Raw genomic sequence first — 15,353 nt, forward strand, 5'->3', positions numbered from 1 at the left:
CGGTGACCGAAGCAACTGTTATGGCTGAAGGTTTGGCTTTTTGGCGGACACTGATGGACACGGTGGACAAATAGCCGACCGCCCGCCAGACAAAAACAAAAAGGGGCGATGCATTCGCATCGCCCCCTCTTTATCGGTGTCGGCTTTTGAAACTTTAGGCGAAAGATACTTTGGCAAAGCGGCGCTTGCCTACCTGGATGATGTACTCGCCGCCGCAGGCAATCTCCAGGTTCTCATCGGAGATCTTCTCACCGTTGACTTTGACACCACCGCCCTGAATGGAACGACGCCCTTCGCTGTTGGACTTCACAAGCTGCGCCTCTGCCAGAACCTTGCAGAGCAGAACCTTCTCCCCCTCAGCCTTGAGACTGAACTCTGGCATCTCATCAGGGGTCTCGTTGTTCTTGAAGCGTTTGACGAAATTCTCATCTGCCTGAGTTGCCGCCTCGGCCCCATGGTAACGGGTGACCATCTCACGCGCCAACTGCTTCTTGGCTTCCATCGGATGCACCGCCCCGCTCTTCAGGTCGGCTTTCAGCTTCTCGAAGTCGGCCATAGTGAGGTCGCTCAGGAGCTCGTAGTAACGAATCATCAGTTCATCGGAGATGGACATTACCTTGCCATAGATCTCGTCGGCAGGCTCGTTGATGCCGATGTAGTTGCCAAGCGACTTGCTCATCTTGTTGACGCCGTCGAGACCTTCAAGCAGCGGAACGGTGATGACACACTGCGGCGCCTGCCCCCACTCCCTCTGCAGTTCACGTCCAACTAGGAGATTGAACTTCTGGTCGGTGCCACCCAACTCGACGTCGGCCTTCAGTGCCACGGAATCGTAGCCCTGTACCAGCGGGTACATGAACTCGTGGATGCTTATCGGCAACTGGTTCGAGAAGCGGTTGCTGAAGTCTTCGCGCTCGAGCATACGGGCAACGGTGTACTTGGAGGCAAGACCGATCATGTCCGATGCAGTCATTTTCCCAAGCCACTCCGAGTTAAAGACTACCTTGGTGAGCTTCGGATCGAGAACTTTGAAGACCTGCTCCTTGTAGGTCTCGGCGTTCTTGAGTACGTCTTCACGGGTGAGAACCTTGCGGGTCTCGGACTTGCCGGTGGGGTCCCCGATCATGCCGGTGAAGTCGCCGATGAGAAAGTACACCTCGTGGCCGAGCTTCTGGAATTGACGCATCTTGTGCAGCAGCACGGTGTGCCCCAGATGCAGGTCGGGCGCGGTAGGATCGAAACCGGCCTTGATCTTGAGCGGCACGCCGGTCTTGGCGGATTTCTCGAGCTTCTCGACCAGCTCCTTCTCCACCAGGATTTCTACCGCGCCCCTCTTGATGATTTCCATCTGCTCTGCAACAGTCATCACTTTCCCTCCAGATTGTATTTCACCCACCTTCGCACAAGGCTACGGTGGGCAAGCTCCACCAGGGCATAGGCTATGATGGGGCAGTCATTCCAATATCACTTTCAGCCTAGCCGCAGGCTATGTTGATGCGCTCGATGTTCAGCGCGAGCCCGGTCCTTTCGTCGACCTCGATGGCAACGGCATTGATCCGGATGTCTTTCTTCGCCACCTCGAACTTAGAGGGACGTTGGGTGACGAATTTGAGGATCGCCTCTTCCTTCTTCACACCGATGACGGAATCGAAAGAGCCAGTCATGCCGGCATCGGTCATGTAGGCTGTGCCGGCGGTCAGGATACGCTCGTCGGCGGTCTGCACGTGGGTGTGGGTTCCAATGACCGCGGCAACCCTCCCGTCCAGGTACCACCCCAGCGAGACCTTCTCGCTGGTGGCCTCGGCGTGGAAGTCGACGAAGATGATAGGCGTCTCTTCCTTGAGCTTGGCGATCTCTTTGTCGGCGCAGCGGAAAGGACAGTCGAGGTTGTTCATGAAAACCCGCCCTTCCAGATTGAGGATACCGACCTTGACCCCGCCGGGGGTCTTGACGATGGTCGTCCCCTTGCCGGGAGTGCCGTCCGGATAGTTGGCCGGACGCACGATGCGGTCCTCGCGCTTGATGTACTCCAGCGCGTCCTTCTTGTCCCAGATGTGGTTGCCGGAAGTAATCATCTGGACGCCACACTTGAAGAGATCCTGCGCGGTCTCCTCAGTCAGGCCGAAACCGCCTGCGGCGTTTTCGCCGTTGGCTATCACGAGATCGACCATATGTCGATCGACGATCCGGTGCAGTTCACGGGAGAGCGCCTCACGACCGGGCTTGCCGATCACATCTCCTATGAAGAGAAGCTTAACGGGCATATTCGGTGGCCCTGGTTTCCCTGATCACGTTGACCTTGATCTGCCCCGGGTAGGTCATCTCGGTCTCGATCTTCTTGGCAATGTCCTTGGCGAGGACCAAGGCACGGTCATCGGTCACCTGGTCGCTGGAAACCATGACGCGGATCTCGCGACCGGCCTGGATGGCGAAGGAGGTCACGACGCCGTCGAACGAGGTGGCGATCCTCTCCAGATCATCCAGACGCTTCACGTAGGTTTCCATCATCTCGCGGCGCGCACCGGGGCGCGCACCGGAAAGAGCGTCCGCGGCCTGAACCAGGACGGCAAGAACGGTGGCCGGCTTTTCGTCCTCGTGGTGCGCCATGATGGCGTGGACGATCTTGGGCGACTCGCCGTACTTCTTGGCGATGTCGGCGCCGATGACGGCGTGGGAGCCCTCGATCTCGTGGTCAACGGCCTTGCCGAGGTCATGCAGCAGCCCCGCCCTTTTCGCCTGCTTCACGTTGATGCCGAGTTCGGCAGCCATGATGCCGCAGAGGAAGGCGACTTCCAGCGAGTGCTGATAAACGTTCTGGCTGTAGGAAGTGCGGTATTTCAGGCGCCCGATGAGCTTCAGGATCTCCGGATGGATACCGTGCACGCCCAGATCGAAGGCAGCCTGCTCCCCTGCCTCCTTCATGGCCTGCTCGATCTCTTCCTGGGATTTCGCTACGACTTCCTCGATGCGGCCGGGGTGAATCCTGCCGTCGGCGATGAGTTTCTGCAGCGACAGCTTGGCAACTTCCCTCCTGACCGGGTTGAAGCCGGAAAGGATGACCGCTTCGGGGGTGTCGTCGATGATGAGGTCGATGCCGGTGGCGGCTTCGAGGGCCCTGATGTTGCGCCCCTCGCGGCCGATAATGCGTCCTTTCATCTCGTCGGAAGGCAGGGTTACAACGGAGACGCTGCGCTCGGCGACGTACTCGCCCGCGTAACGCTGCATCGCCAGGGCCAGGACTTCCTTGGCCTTCTTGTCGGCGGTCTCCCTGGCCTCCTCTTCCATCGCCTTGATCAGCTTAGCGACGTCGAGCTTTGCCTCGTCTTCCATGGAGTCCATCAGGAACTTCTTGGCCTCGGCAGCGGTCATGCCGGCGATCTGCTCCAGCTTCGCCTTCTGCTCGCCCACGAGGGCGTCCAGCTTCTCTTCCTTCTGGGTCAGCCCCTGCTCCTTGTTGGACAGGGACTGCTCGCGCTGCGCGAGACCCTGTTCCCTCTTTAAGAAGTCGGCATCACGCTGGTCGAAAAGGTTGGTCTTCTTGTCGAGGTTCTCTTCTTTTTGCTGCAGCCTCTTCTCGAGGGTCTGCAGGTCGCGACGCTTCTCGCGGCTTTCTTGTTCAAATTGCCTTTCCAGTTCTTCCTTTGCCTGGTACACCACGTCCTTCGCCTGGACGGCGGCCTCCATGGCCACAACCTCGGCCTGGCGCTTGGCATCCTCGATCATCTTGGCAGCCAGCGTTTCCGCATTGGTTACCAACGAATCCGAGAGTTTCTTGCGCAGGATGTTGCCTATCACGTACCCGATGGCGGCCGCGACAAGCACCAGCAAAATGGCAATAGTTATGTCGACTTTCACTGTTGCTCCCCCTCACATATATGTTTATTAACGCGAACTACCCGACTTTCGGTGACGATCAAGTCCATCGTCACATCGTGCGGTTCGCCGGCTATCTCCTGAAGCAGTTGGAAGTCGTAGCAAAACGCCACCAGCTTCCCGCTCCCTTCCAGACGGTGCAAGGACCGGTCATAGTACCCCTTGCCGTAACCTATGCGGCGTCCGCACAGGTCGAAAGCAACTCCGGGCACCACGATGAGGTCCGCTTCCGCCGGATCGCACCCCTCGCCTTCGGGCTCGTGGATGCCGTACCTGCCTGGGGCGAGCTCGCTGAGAGCGGCCACCTTGCAGAACTTCAAATCGTCGCCCACCACGGCCGGATAGAGCAGTCGCTTCCCTGAGGCCAAGGCCGCAGCGGCAACCGTTTCCGTATCCACTTCGTGGTGGATCGGCGCATACAGCACCAGCGTCCTGGCAGCCTGATACTCGGGCAGATCGAGGAAACGCTGTTGCAGGGCCAAGCTCAACGACGCCACCTGATGCTTGGACAGCTCCCGGCGTCGGGCAAGGGTCGCGGCTCTATGGGCACGCTTGGGCATAACGCTTTAATTCCGTGTTGGTTCAGAAGGTGGACGGCAGGGCCGCCCGTCGAGACAGATGCTCTGGTGGGGGAGTGCTAATGGGTGTGGCGGGTGCCGCGTTGACAGGTTTTGATAGAGTGGGCCGCGTTCAAATGAAGCGCCAAATTTGAACTTTATGTAAATGCAGCCATTAACCCCTGGACATGCTGCTTAACGTCTTTAGGCTACTATCAGCAAACGCGGAGCAACCAACTCTCCACGCAGGTTCTGGCAAAGCTTTGCAACCGTACAACCAACCAGCTATATGTTGAATCTCCCGCAAGAGACCTGAAACTCTAAAACTGTTGCCGGTCCAGCCGTTCAATGAGCCCCGCGACCCGCTCGCTGCAGGTGCGCTGCTCTTCTGCCAATTGCTTCCGGGCATCCAGGCAGGCTTCTGCCAAATTCATCAACGCCAGGATTACTACCAGTTGGGTATCGCCACCGCTGACCTTGGCTTCCGCCTCCGCCAGCTTTTCGTTGACCAGAGCCTCGACTTGAGCCACGTGCTCAGGTGTCGCAACACTCTTCACCTGGAGTTCTCGCCCCAGGACCCTGATGCTGTGCGTGGCGATCAAGCGGTCAGACCCCTTCCAACTTTTTCAGTATCGCATCTATCCGGGCCTTGAAACCGACCCGTTCTTCATGAAGCCGGGAATTCTCTTTTCTCAGCCGGTCGTTCTCGAGTTTCAACTCGCTCACGACATTAATTAGAGAATTAAGCCGCCCTTCTAGTTCATTAAACAGCTCATCACTCATTATTCCACCTTTTGCGGCAAAATCATATGCGATAAGTACCGAAAAGTCAAGGCTATCATTGGAAAAGAGCGTCTACGAACTGGATCGGATCGAAGGCCCGCAGGTCCTCTACGGACTCCCCCACGCCAATGAATCTAACCGGAAGGGCGTATTCATGACTAACCGCTACGACGATACCCCCTTTGGCACTACCGTCGAGCTTGGTCAGTACGACGCCGGTGACGTCCGCGGCCTCCTTGAACAGCTTAGCCTGGGAGAGCGCGTTCTGACCAGTAGCGGCATCCAGAACCAGCAGCGTTTCGTGCGGCCCGTCCGGAATTTCGCGGGTCAGCACCCGGCGGATCTTCTTCATCTCCTCCATGAGGTTGACCTTGGTGTGCATCCGGCCGGCGGTGTCGATGATAAGGACATCGGTGCCACGTGCGATGGCAGCCTTGCAAGCATCGAAAACGACCGCCGAGGGGTCGGCCCCTTCCTTGTGGCGCACGATGTCGGCGCCCACGCGCTTGGCCCAGGTTTCCAACTGTTCAGCGGCGGCGGCGCGGAAGGTGTCGGCGGCGGCCAGCAAGACCTTCTTGCCTTCCCCGGCGTAGCGTGCGGCCAGCTTGCCGATGGTTGTGGTTTTGCCGACGCCGTTCACCCCGATCACCATGATGACGAAGGGTTTCTTGTCCGTTACCACCAGCGGTGCATGGTGCTCCAAGAGGCGCAACTGGATCTCTTCCTTCAGCGCCCTCTTGAGGGCGGCGCCGTCCTGCAGTTCGTCGCGCTTGAGGCGCTGCTCCAGGGTGCGGACCAGGTCGACCGTAGTCTTGACGCCCAAGTCCGCGGTGATCAGGATCTCCTCCAATTCCTCGAGGGTATCGGTATCAATCTGCTTCTTGCCCAGCAACAGGGTGTCGACCCGCCCGATGATGGTCTCGTGGGTCTTGCTCAAACTGCGCTTGAGGCGATCGAAGAAGCTCGGTTTGGACTGTTCGACGGGTTCGGATACCGGGGCGGGCGCCGGAGCGGTGGGCTCGGTCCAAACTTGGCGCGGGGCCGGGGCGGAAGGTTCGGGGACAGAGGGGGTGGGGACTACAGGCTGGGCCGACTGTGCCTGTGCCGGAGGCGCAGAAACGGGGGGCTGCGGAGGGGTTGCTGCCTCCTGCTGCTCCTGCTCTTCAACAGATTGCTCGCCGGCGGTGTCGGCAGGCTCCTCGGCGCCGAGACCGAGCTTTTTGAAAAGACCTTTGAAAAATCCTTTATTTTCTTCGGCCATCAGTAAATCTCCTTATGCAAAAGCTGCGCGGTGTCCCGGAACTTCTTCAGGGCCAGCAGCGGAAGGGCATTGCGGTCCATGGTCATCACCAAGGCATAGTCCTCACCTATGGCGCCCACGATGACATATTGCTCGTCCGTGCTGATGACGGTTTCCTGCACGGCACCGGTGGTGAACTTCTCGTGCAATCCCTTGAGCTGGGTTAGCAGGATGCCCCAGTGCGCAGCCGTCACCTTCATCTCGAAGGGATCGCCATGGGAAAATTGCTCGACGGCCTCCCCTTCCCAGTCAGCTAGGATGGCACCATTGCCACCAGGCACGGATTCAACCAGTGTAGTCAACAGTCTCTTGAAGGGCACGTCAAGCTCCTACGGCAGAAAATGTGTCTTTAGTCTTGCCCCTCCCTTGCATCTCCACAGCAAGGACGGGAGCATGTGCTGGGCGAATGATTATTCGCCCCTACGGTGAGCCGCGTTCCTATTAACGGTTCAGGCGCACCGATACCAGTTTGGAAACGCCGGGCTCTTCCATGGTGACGCCGTACAGTGTGTCGGCGACGGCCATGGTGGCTCGGTTGTGGGTGATGATGATGAACTGGGAGTTGGCACTCATCTCCCGCACCATGTCGTTGAACCGACCGATGTTGGCGTCGTCGAGCGGCGCGTCGACCTCGTCCAGCAGACAGAAGGGCGATGGCTTGATCAGGAAGATGGAGAAGATGAGCGCAACGGCTGTCAGCGCCTTCTCGCCACCGGACAACAGCGACACGTTCTGCAGCTTCTTACCCGGGGGCTGCACCACGATCTCAAGACCCGTGTTGAGCAGGTCCTCTTCGTCGGTCAGGCGCAGTTCGGCATGACCGCCGCAGAACAGCCGCGGGAAGATCTGCTGGAACTTCTCGTTCACCATCTGGAAGGTCTCCAGGAAGCGCTTTCTCGTGGTGCGGTTGATGCGCTGGATCGCCTTCTGCAAGGCGTTCATCGACTCCTCGAGATCGTCCTTCTGGCTTGAGAGGAAGGAGAAACGCTCCTCCATCTCCTTGAACTCTTCGATGGCCATGAGGTTCACTTCGCCCATTTCGTTGATGGTCTTCTGCAGCTCGGCCTGGCGTTTCGTGCTTTCGACCTCGTCCCACTCCACCTTGGAATAGTTGAGCAGGGCGTCGGCGATCTCCATGCGGTGCTTTTCCTTGAGAGTTTCCTCCAGATGGGCGAGCCGCATGCTCACCTCGGTGAGACGAAGACTTTTCGCGTTCAGTTGCTCCCTTACAGCGACGGCATCGGCACGCAGTCCTTTCAGCAGCGCCTCTTCTTCCTGAACCTTGGCGGCTTCGGCTTCGTAGCGATCCTTCACCTGCAGGAGGGCCTGCTCGCTGGCCAGCTGCCGCTTGACCACCGCGCGCAGCGCCTCTTCACCTTCCGCAATGGCAGCCAGGAGGCGGGTACGCTCGTCGCCCGAACCTTCCAATTCGTTGGTGCGCGAGGCAATGCGGTTGGCGAGGTCGGTGCAGAGCCCTTCGACGCGGCGCAGCGCCCGCTCGGTGGACTCCCCTTTCTCCCTCAGCGCGGCGACACGCACCTTCATGGAGGTGACCATTTCGCGCGCCTCTTCCATCTCGAAGCGGGAGCCTTCCAGGCGCCCCTGCAGCGCTTCGACAGTCTTTTCCAAGGCGGTCTTGCGCTCCTCGGCTTGAACCCTTTTGGCATCGGCCTGGGCTAGTTCCCCGGAAACCAGGGCCTGCTCCTCGGCCAACTGTTCTTCCTCCGCCTCGCGCACCGCCCCGTTTTCCTCGATGCGATGACACTCGGACAGCGCGGTCTGCAGATCCTTTTCCGCGTTCACGATCCGGATATCGAGACGATGCAGGGTCTGGCGCAGCTCGACGCGGTGCGCCTCAGCCTCGGCGATCTCCCCTCTCCTCTTCTCGCGCGCGGTGCCCAGCTCCTGCACCTCAGCTTCCAGGCGCTCGACTTCTGCCCCCAGCGCCTTGATCTCACGTTTCTTATGGATGATCCCCTGCTGGGCGGGCTCGGCCGAACCACCGTTGACGATACCGCCGCCGTGGGCCAAATCGCCTTCCAGGGTGACAAAGGTGGAGGCAGGAAAGGACGCGGCCAAGTCGAGGGCGTGATTCAGGTCGCGGGCAAGGTAGGCACCCGAAAGAAGCGGCTCCACCAGGTGGGCGTGCTGCTTCGGTACGGTGACCCGCTCCCAAAGCGGCGCGGCACCCGGCGGCGTTTCCTTGGCCGTTTGCCTCCAGGGGGGTGCGGTCACGAAGCTGCAGCGACCGCCGGCGCTCCCTTTGAGGTGCGCAACCGCGTCCAGCGCAGTGGCGGAAGATTCGCACAGCAGGTACTGCAAGCGGTCACCAAGCACAGCTTCCAGGGCAACCTCGAACTCCTCCTCGACCTCGAGCGCATCAGCGATCATGGTGAGGGAGGCGTTTTTGAAAGGCTCGGCAAGGAGCAGGTTACGCACGCCCTGGCCGTACCCGGCGAACTGCGCCTCCAATTCCTGGAGCGACTTCAGGCGGGAAGCAGCGGCCGAAAGTTGGTCGCGACTCTGCTGCAGCAGCTTATCCCCCGCCTCCTGGGCGTGCTTGAGTTCGGCTTCGCGGCTCCCAGCCATAGTCAGTTCTTCGTCCGCCTGTGCCTTATCCCGGGCAAGTTGCTCGCGCTCCTGCTTGAGGGCATCTACCTTGGCGTTGGCCTCGAACAGTCGCTCACCCAGAAGGACGCGCTCTCTCTGACTTGCCTGGAGGCGATCGGCGAGGCCGGTCAAGCGCTTTTGCGCAGCGGCGTGCTGGTTAGCGGCCTGCGCACCTTCGGAGAGGGCGGCAAACATGGCGCGTCGGGTCTCGTCCAACTCCCGGGTTACGCCAGCCTCGCCGGCAGCCATCTCCTCAAGCAGCGACTCGCGGTATTCGAGCGACTCGCTCTCGCGGGCCAGGTCCTCTTGCAGTGATACGCGCTGCGCCTGCAGGGTCCCAATTTCTTTCTCTGAGTTTGCCAGCTGGTCGCGCAGCCCCTGAAGTTCCTCTTCGAAGCGGGCACCGTGGCGCTCCAAGTTGACCAGTTCCTTGCGCTGGAATTCGAGGCGGTTTTCGCCCCCCTGCAGTTCGCTCTTCCAGCGGAAGATCTCCTCCTGGGCGGCGGTGAGCTGGCGCTCGGTTTCCAACAGGGCAAGCCGCTTCTCCTCGACGGAGAGTTCGGCATCGTTGAGCTTAGCGGTCACATCCACGAGCTTCGATTCGAGCTCGGTGATCTCACGCTCCAGTCCGTTGCGCTCTTTCTCCACCCCCGCGTATCCCTTGGCGGCGAAGAGGAGTTCGATCTCCTTGAGCTCCTGCCTGACTTCGCGGAAACGTTCCGCCTTCTTGGCCTGGCGCTGCAGGCCGTTCATCTGCCGTTTAATCTCGGAGATGATGTCGCCGATGCGCAGCAGGTTCTGGCGGGTCGCCTCCATCTTCTTCATGGCGACGACCTTGCGCGCCTTGAACTTGGTGACCCCGGCGGCCTCTTCGATCAGGAAGCGGCGCTCCTCGGGCTTGGCGTGCAGGATCATGCCGATCTTGCCCTGCTCTATGATCGAGTAGGCCTTGGCGCCGATGCCGGTGTCCATGAACAACTCGGCGATGTCGAGCAGACGGCAGGGGGTCTTGTTCAGGAGGTAGTCGCTCTCGCCGTCGCGGTAAAGGCGGCGGGTGACCTGGATCTCGGAGAAGTTGAGGTATTTCGCGGGGACGCGGCCGTCCTCGGTGGAGAAAAAGAGGGAAACTTCGGCCATACCGAGCGGTTTGCGGAACTCGGTGCCGTTGAAGATGATGTCTTCCATCGACTTGCCGCGCAGGTTCTTGGCGGACTGCTCCCCCATGACCCAGCGGATCGCGTCGACCACGTTGGACTTGCCGCAACCGTTGGGACCAACTACGCCGGTGATGGGCTGGTTGAAGTCCAGAACGGCCTTATCTTGAAAGGATTTGAATCCGTGGATTTCGAGTCTTTTGATTTTCATGAGCAGCGCATCTTATCAGAGAGGGGGTTTTAATGTAAAGGGGAAAGGCGGGAGGGACGGCAAGGGGGAAAGCCCCCTCCCTGTCCCTCCCCCTCCGGGGGCGGGGACGCTTCGGTCATGGACGGAGGAGTGGACGGAGGCGATGGCCCAAGCGCGAACAAAAAAAGGGACACGGTTTCCCGTGTCCCTCTTTCACTCTGTGCAACCGGAAGCAATTACGCCTCGGTTTTCTCCTCGGCGGCCTCGGCTGCCGGCGCTTCTGCTACCGGTGCTTCTTCCACAACCGCGGCTTCTTCAGCAGCCGGAGCTGCCTCGACTGCCGGAGCAGCCTTCGGAGCTTTGGCGGCTTTGGGAGCCTTGGCAGCCGGCTTAGCGGCTTTCTTCGGAGTCATTTCAGCTTCAACCAGCTCGATCACGGACACCGGAGCGGTGTCGCCCGGACGGATGCCGAGCTTGATGATCCTGGTGTAGCCGCCGGGACGCTCTGCGTAACGCGGTGCGATCTCGGTGAAAAGCTTGGTCACGACTTTCTTGTCGCGGATGTAGGCCGCTGCCTGCCTGGTGGCGTGAAGGTCGCCCTTCTTGCCCAGGGTGATCATCTTCTCGGCGATGGAGCGAAGCTCTTTTGCCTTGGCATCGGTCGTGGTGATCTTTTCATGCTGGAGAAAGGAAGTCACCATGTTCCTGAACATAGCGATCCTATGGCTTGTGGTCCTACCTAATCTTCTACCCGCGCTGTTGTGACGCATATCTTTTCACTTCCTTTCGATCTATAAATGAAGTCGTATGGACTATTCTTCTTTCTGCTCGCCGCGCAGACGCCTCATGATCTCGGGATCCGGGAAGTTCTCCAGTTTCATGCCGAGGGTGAGGCCCATGTCGACCAGGATGTCCTTGATTTCGTTCAGCGATTTCCTGCCAAAGTTCTGGGTCTTCAGCATCTCTGCCTCGGTCCTGGAGACCAGTTCACCGATCAGCTTGATACCGGCGTTCTTCAGGCAGTTGGCGGAGCGAACCGAGAGCTCCAGCTCGTCGACCGAGCGGTAGAGGTTCTCGTTGAAGCGCTCGCGCTCTTCTTCCGGCTCCGCCTCCTCCTGGGGCTCCACGTCCTCATCGAAGTTGATGAAGATGGAGAGCTGGTCCTTGAGGATCTTGGAAGCGTAGGCCACCGCGTCCTGCGGTTTCACGCTGCCGTCGGTCCAGACTTCGATAGTAAGCTTGTCGTAGTCGGTGATCTGACCCACGCGAGCGTTGGTGACGGTGAAGTTCACCTTGTGAATCGGGGAGAAGATCGCGTCGATCGGGATGGTCCCGACCGGTGCCTTCTCGTCACGGTTGCGGTCAGCCGGGACGTAACCCTTGCCGACTTTCACCATGAGGTCCATCTCCAGGTTGGCGTCCTTGGAGCAGGTTGCGATGTGATGTTCCGGGTTCAGGATCTCGACGTTGTTGTCGGTGATGATATCCTTCGCCTTGACCACCCCTTCACCCTTCTGCACGATCCGGATCATCCGGGACTCGTTGCCGTGCACCTTGAGGCGCACCCCTTTCAGGTTGAGGATGATATCCGTCATGTCCTCGGTAACGCCCGGGACAGCGGAGAATTCGTGCAGCACGCCCTTGGCCTTGACGGAGACGATGGCCGCCCCCTGCAGGCTGGAGATGAGGACCCTACGCAGCCCCGTTCCCAGGGTGGTACCGAACCCCCTTTCGAAAGGCTCGGCGTAGAACTTGCCGTATGTATTAGTCAGCGATTCTGTCTCAACCTGAAGCTTCTTCGGCCTGATCAGATCGCGCCAATTTCTATACATTTAGATCCCCCTGTATCGGTTGTTGGTCAGCCTTTACTTGGAGTAGAGCTCGACGATCAACTGCTCCTGAATCGGCATGGTGATGTCTTCGCGCACCGGGCTGGTCTTGACGGTGCCTTTGAAGGCGTCCTTGTCCAGCTCGAGCCACTGCGGGATACCGCGGCGAACCACGGCCTCGAGGGACTCGGTGATGACAGCGATCTTGCGGCTCTTCTCGCGCAGCTGGATCACATCGCCCGCCTTCACCTGGATGGAGGGGATGTTAGCCTTACGCCCGTTGAGGGTGAAGTGGCTGTGACGCACCAGCTGACGTGCCTCGTCGCGCGAAGCGGCGAAACCGAGACGGTAGACGACGTTGTCGAGCCTTCTCTCCAGGAGGAAGAGGAGGTTTTCGCCGGTGACACCTTTCATCCGGTCTGCGGTCTCGAAGTACCCGCGGAACTGGTTCTCAAGGATGCCGTAGATACGACGTACCTTCTGTTTTTCGCGCAGCTGAACACCGTAATCAGAAACTTTTATGCGACCCTGCCCGTGCTGTCCCGGCGGATAGCTCCTTCTCTTGATGGCGCATTTGTCGGTGTAGCAACGCTCGCCTTTAAGAAAAAGTTCCGATCCTTCGCGCCTGCACAGCCTGCATGAGGGCCCTGTATACCTAGCCAATGAAGACCTCCTATGATCCTAACTGATAGTTCCGTAACGCCAGGTCCGTCGATACGGTCCTAGACTCTTCTTCTCTTCGGGGGACGGCAGCCGTTGTGCGGAATCGGCGTTACGTCGCGGATGAAGCTGACGGCGAAGCCGGCAGCCTGCAGTGCGCGCAGCGCGGACTCGCGGCCGGAGCCGGGGCCCTTCACGTACACTTCGATGGTGCGCATGCCATGCTCCTGGGCCTTCTTGGCGGCATCCTCGGCAGCCATCTGGGCTGCGAACGGGGTGCTCTTCCTGGAGCCTTTGAAGCCCTTGGCACCGGAGGTGCACCAGGCAACCACGTTACCGACCGGGTCGGTGATGGTGATCATGGTATTGTTGAACGTAGCCTGGATGTGCGCCACGCCAGTGGGAATATTCTTTCTCTCTTTTTTCTTCTTAACGACCTTCTTAGCCGGGCTCGCCATTATCCCTCCAGAATCTTATTTCTTCTTGCCAGCGACCGTACGAGCCGGCCCTTTCCTGGTGCGTGCATTGGTCTTGGTACGCTGCCCGCGGCAGGGAAGACCTTTCCTGTGACGAAGACCACGGTAGCAGCCGAGATCCATGAGACGCTTGATGCTCATGGAGATGTCGCGGCGCAGGTCGCCTTCGACCTTCACGTTCTTATCGATATACTCCCTGATCTTCGAGACTTCCGCCTCGGTCAGGTTGTCGCAACGGGTGTTCATGTCCACGCCGGTTGCCGTAAGAATTTCCTGGGAGAGAGACCTGCCGATGCCGTAGATGTAGGTCAGTGCGATCTCTATTCTCTTATTCCTGGGTAAATCTACCCCTGCGATACGTGCCAATGCCAGCTCCTCCTATTAGCCCTGTCTCTGTGAATGCTTGGGGGTCTCGCAGATGACGCGGACTATGCCCTTGCGCTTGACAATCTTGCACTTTACACAGATCTTCTTAACCGATGCCCGAACCTTCATAGTTCACTTCCTTTTGAAGACGTTTTGCCAATCTAGATTTTCGTAAGTATCAGCGGACCGTTGTCCGTTATTGCTACCGTGTGCTCGAAGTGCGCCGAGAGTCCGCCGTCGACGGTCACCGCCGTCCAGCCATCCTCCAGCACCTTCACGTCGTAACCCTTCTCGTTGATCATCGGCTCGATGGCGAGCACCATGCCGCTTTTCAGTTTGGGTCCCTTGCCCGCCACGCCGAAGTTCGGGATCTGGGGCCCCTCGTGCAGTTCCTTGCCGATGCCGTGCCCCACGAAGTCGCGCACTACCGAAAAGCCGCGCGCCTCGACGTGAGACTGAACCGCGTGGGCGATGTCGGACAACCGGTGCGCGGTGTCGGCGACCTCGATGGCACGGTAGAGCGACTCCTCGGTGGCCTTGATCAGCCTGGCGGCTGCCTCGGAGACCTTGCCTACCGGAACCGTGATGGCGGAGTCACCGTAGAACCCGTTGTGGAGGACACCGAAGTCGAGGCTGACGATGTCCCCTTCGACCAGGGCGCGCTGCGTGGCGAAGCCGTGTACCACCTGCTCGTTCACCGAGCAACAAAGCGAAAAGGGGAAGCCGCTGTAACCCTTGAAGGCTGGCTTCGCCTTCCTCTTCAGCGTTTCCCTCTCGGCATATGCATCCAGCTGTGCCAGGGTTACCCCCGGGGCCACCATCTCTCTCAGGCCGGCGAGTATCTCGGCGACCATCCTGCCGGCAGCCGCCATCTTCTCGATCTCGGCCCGGGATTTGAGTACTATCACCGTGCGCCCTGCAGTACGGAGACGATCTCGGCCTGGATCCCTTCCACGCTCCCAAGACCGTTGACCGAACGGAGCAAGCCGGCGGTCTGGTAGTAGGAGATCAGCGGGGAGGTCTGGGCCTCGTACACCGCGAGACGGTTCAGGATGGTCTCTTCCTTGTCGTCCTCGCGCTGGAACAGCTCGCCGCCGCAGGCGTCGCAGATACCTGCCGCCTTGGACGGAGCGAAGTCGACGTGGTAACCGGCACCGCACTTGGAGCAGGCGCGCCTGCCGGTGAGACGCTTCAGGAGCTCGGCCTTGTCGACGGAAAGGGAGACCACATGGTCAATCTTCTTGCCGATGCCGGTGAGAACCTGGGAGAGCGCGTCGGCCTGGGGCACGGTGCGCGGGAAACCATCCAGGATGAAACCCTTCTGGCAGTCCGGCTGCGCCAGACGCTCTTCCACGATGCCTATGACGACCTCGTCGGGAACCAGTGCGCCGGAGTCCATGAACCCCTTGGCTTTGATCCCCATCGGGGTGAGCTCTTTAACGGCAGCCCGCAGTATATCGCCTGTCGATATCTGCGGGATACCAAACCTGTCTATGAGGAGTTTCGCCTGGGTCCCCTTGCCTACGCCCGGGGGTCCAAGGAGGATGAGGTTCAT

At 59.6% G+C, this 15,353-nt stretch carries 17 protein-coding genes; all 17 read right to left on the minus strand.

The genetic code is table 11. The annotated features are described in order from the left end of the window. Positions 1–154 precede the first annotated feature (154 nt). On the minus strand, positions 155–1,366 hold the full coding sequence (tyrS, locus tag KP004_RS15410; protein ID WP_216799363.1) for a tyrosine--tRNA ligase: 1,212 nt from the start codon (positions 1,364–1,366) through the stop codon (positions 155–157). Between the two features lie 109 nt (positions 1,367–1,475). After that, positions 1,476–2,264: a TIGR00282 family metallophosphoesterase gene (locus KP004_RS15415; RefSeq protein ID WP_216799364.1), complete on the minus strand. Its 789-nt coding sequence runs from the start codon at positions 2,262–2,264 to the stop codon at positions 1,476–1,478. Beyond that, positions 2,254–3,843, minus strand: coding sequence for a ribonuclease Y (gene rny, locus KP004_RS15420; protein ID WP_437178153.1), 1,590 nt, complete (start codon positions 3,841–3,843; stop codon positions 2,254–2,256). Before rny ends, KP004_RS15415 begins: the two co-directional genes overlap by 11 nt. An 8-nt stretch (positions 3,844–3,851) precedes the next feature. Continuing rightward, the gene (locus KP004_RS15425; RefSeq protein ID WP_216799366.1) at positions 3,852–4,433 is read right to left on the minus strand and encodes a 5-formyltetrahydrofolate cyclo-ligase; all 582 of its coding nucleotides are present in this window, start codon (positions 4,431–4,433) and stop codon (positions 3,852–3,854) included. A gap of 317 nt (positions 4,434–4,750) precedes the next feature. Continuing rightward, positions 4,751–5,032 carry a cell division protein ZapA gene (locus tag KP004_RS15430; protein WP_216799367.1) on the minus strand — a complete coding sequence of 94 codons (282 nt, stop codon included), beginning with the start codon at positions 5,030–5,032 and terminating at the stop codon, positions 4,751–4,753. A 4-nt stretch (positions 5,033–5,036) separates the two neighbouring features. Then, positions 5,037–5,213, minus strand: a complete 177-nt coding sequence (zapB, locus tag KP004_RS15435) for a cell division protein ZapB (RefSeq protein ID WP_216799368.1) — start codon at positions 5,211–5,213, stop codon at positions 5,037–5,039. A gap of 55 nt (positions 5,214–5,268) precedes the next feature. Then, positions 5,269–6,474, minus strand: a complete 1,206-nt coding sequence (gene ftsY / locus KP004_RS15440; protein WP_216799369.1) for a signal recognition particle-docking protein FtsY — start codon at positions 6,472–6,474, stop codon at positions 5,269–5,271. Next, on the minus strand, positions 6,474–6,833 hold the full coding sequence (locus KP004_RS15445; RefSeq protein WP_216799370.1) for a roadblock/LC7 domain-containing protein: 360 nt from the start codon (positions 6,831–6,833) through the stop codon (positions 6,474–6,476). Before KP004_RS15445 ends, ftsY begins: the two co-directional genes overlap by 1 nt. 121 nt (positions 6,834–6,954) lie before the next feature. Beyond that, complete coding sequence (gene smc / locus KP004_RS15450; RefSeq protein WP_216799371.1) at positions 6,955–10,488, minus strand: chromosome segregation protein SMC; 3,534 nt, start codon at positions 10,486–10,488, stop codon at positions 6,955–6,957. Positions 10,489–10,703: 215 nt separating this feature from the next. Then, positions 10,704–11,237, minus strand: a complete 534-nt coding sequence (rplQ, locus tag KP004_RS15455; RefSeq protein WP_216799372.1) for a 50S ribosomal protein L17 — start codon at positions 11,235–11,237, stop codon at positions 10,704–10,706. Between the two features lie 42 nt (positions 11,238–11,279). Beyond that, complete coding sequence (locus KP004_RS15460) at positions 11,280–12,299, minus strand: DNA-directed RNA polymerase subunit alpha (protein WP_129128519.1); 1,020 nt, start codon at positions 12,297–12,299, stop codon at positions 11,280–11,282. A gap of 33 nt (positions 12,300–12,332) precedes the next feature. Further along, on the minus strand, positions 12,333–12,959 hold the full coding sequence (rpsD, locus tag KP004_RS15465; protein ID WP_183351005.1) for a 30S ribosomal protein S4: 627 nt from the start codon (positions 12,957–12,959) through the stop codon (positions 12,333–12,335). 59 nt (positions 12,960–13,018) lie between these two features. Further along, positions 13,019–13,414, minus strand: a complete 396-nt coding sequence (gene rpsK / locus KP004_RS15470; protein WP_183351003.1) for a 30S ribosomal protein S11 — start codon at positions 13,412–13,414, stop codon at positions 13,019–13,021. Positions 13,415–13,429: 15 nt separating this feature from the next. Continuing rightward, on the minus strand, positions 13,430–13,798 hold the full coding sequence (gene rpsM / locus KP004_RS15475; protein WP_183351001.1) for a 30S ribosomal protein S13: 369 nt from the start codon (positions 13,796–13,798) through the stop codon (positions 13,430–13,432). Positions 13,799–13,813: 15 nt separating this feature from the next. Then, complete coding sequence (gene rpmJ / locus KP004_RS15480) at positions 13,814–13,927, minus strand: 50S ribosomal protein L36 (protein ID WP_012529389.1); 114 nt, start codon at positions 13,925–13,927, stop codon at positions 13,814–13,816. 32 nt (positions 13,928–13,959) lie between these two features. Further along, a complete protein-coding gene (gene map / locus KP004_RS15485) occupies positions 13,960–14,706 on the minus strand; it encodes a type I methionyl aminopeptidase (RefSeq protein ID WP_216799373.1) in 747 nt (248 codons plus the stop codon). Continuing rightward, entirely contained in the window at positions 14,703–15,353 is a 651-nt protein-coding gene (locus KP004_RS15490; RefSeq protein WP_216799374.1) for an adenylate kinase, read from the minus strand. Before KP004_RS15490 ends, map begins: the two co-directional genes overlap by 4 nt.

Source organism: Geomonas oryzisoli, assembly GCF_018986915.1.
Classification (GTDB): domain Bacteria; phylum Desulfobacterota; class Desulfuromonadia; order Geobacterales; family Geobacteraceae; genus Geomonas; species Geomonas oryzisoli.

Bases quoted from the DNA above. Each gene is read 5' to 3' on its own strand.
- tyrS (WP_216799363.1), bottom strand. From the start codon at position 1,366: ATGACTGTTGCAGAGCAGATGGAAATCATCAAGAGGGGCGCGGTAGAA.
- KP004_RS15415 (WP_216799364.1), bottom strand. From the start codon at position 2,264: ATGCCCGTTAAGCTTCTCTTCATAGGAGATGTGATCGGCAAGCCCGGT.
- KP004_RS15425 (WP_216799366.1), bottom strand. From the start codon at position 4,433: ATGCCCAAGCGTGCCCATAGAGCCGCGACCCTTGCCCGACGCCGGGAG.
- zapB (WP_216799368.1), bottom strand. From the start codon at position 5,213: ATGAGTGATGAGCTGTTTAATGAACTAGAAGGGCGGCTTAATTCTCTA.
- ftsY (WP_216799369.1), bottom strand. From the start codon at position 6,474: ATGGCCGAAGAAAATAAAGGATTTTTCAAAGGTCTTTTCAAAAAGCTC.
- smc (WP_216799371.1), bottom strand. From the start codon at position 10,488: ATGAAAATCAAAAGACTCGAAATCCACGGATTCAAATCCTTTCAAGAT.
- rplQ (WP_216799372.1), bottom strand. From the start codon at position 11,237: ATGCGTCACAACAGCGCGGGTAGAAGATTAGGTAGGACCACAAGCCAT.
- KP004_RS15460 (WP_129128519.1), bottom strand. From the start codon at position 12,299: ATGTATAGAAATTGGCGCGATCTGATCAGGCCGAAGAAGCTTCAGGTT.
- rpsK (WP_183351003.1), bottom strand. From the start codon at position 13,414: ATGGCGAGCCCGGCTAAGAAGGTCGTTAAGAAGAAAAAAGAGAGAAAG.
- rpmJ (WP_012529389.1), bottom strand. From the start codon at position 13,927: ATGAAGGTTCGGGCATCGGTTAAGAAGATCTGTGTAAAGTGCAAGATT.
- KP004_RS15490 (WP_216799374.1), bottom strand. From the start codon at position 15,353: ATGAACCTCATCCTCCTTGGACCCCCGGGCGTAGGCAAGGGGACCCAG.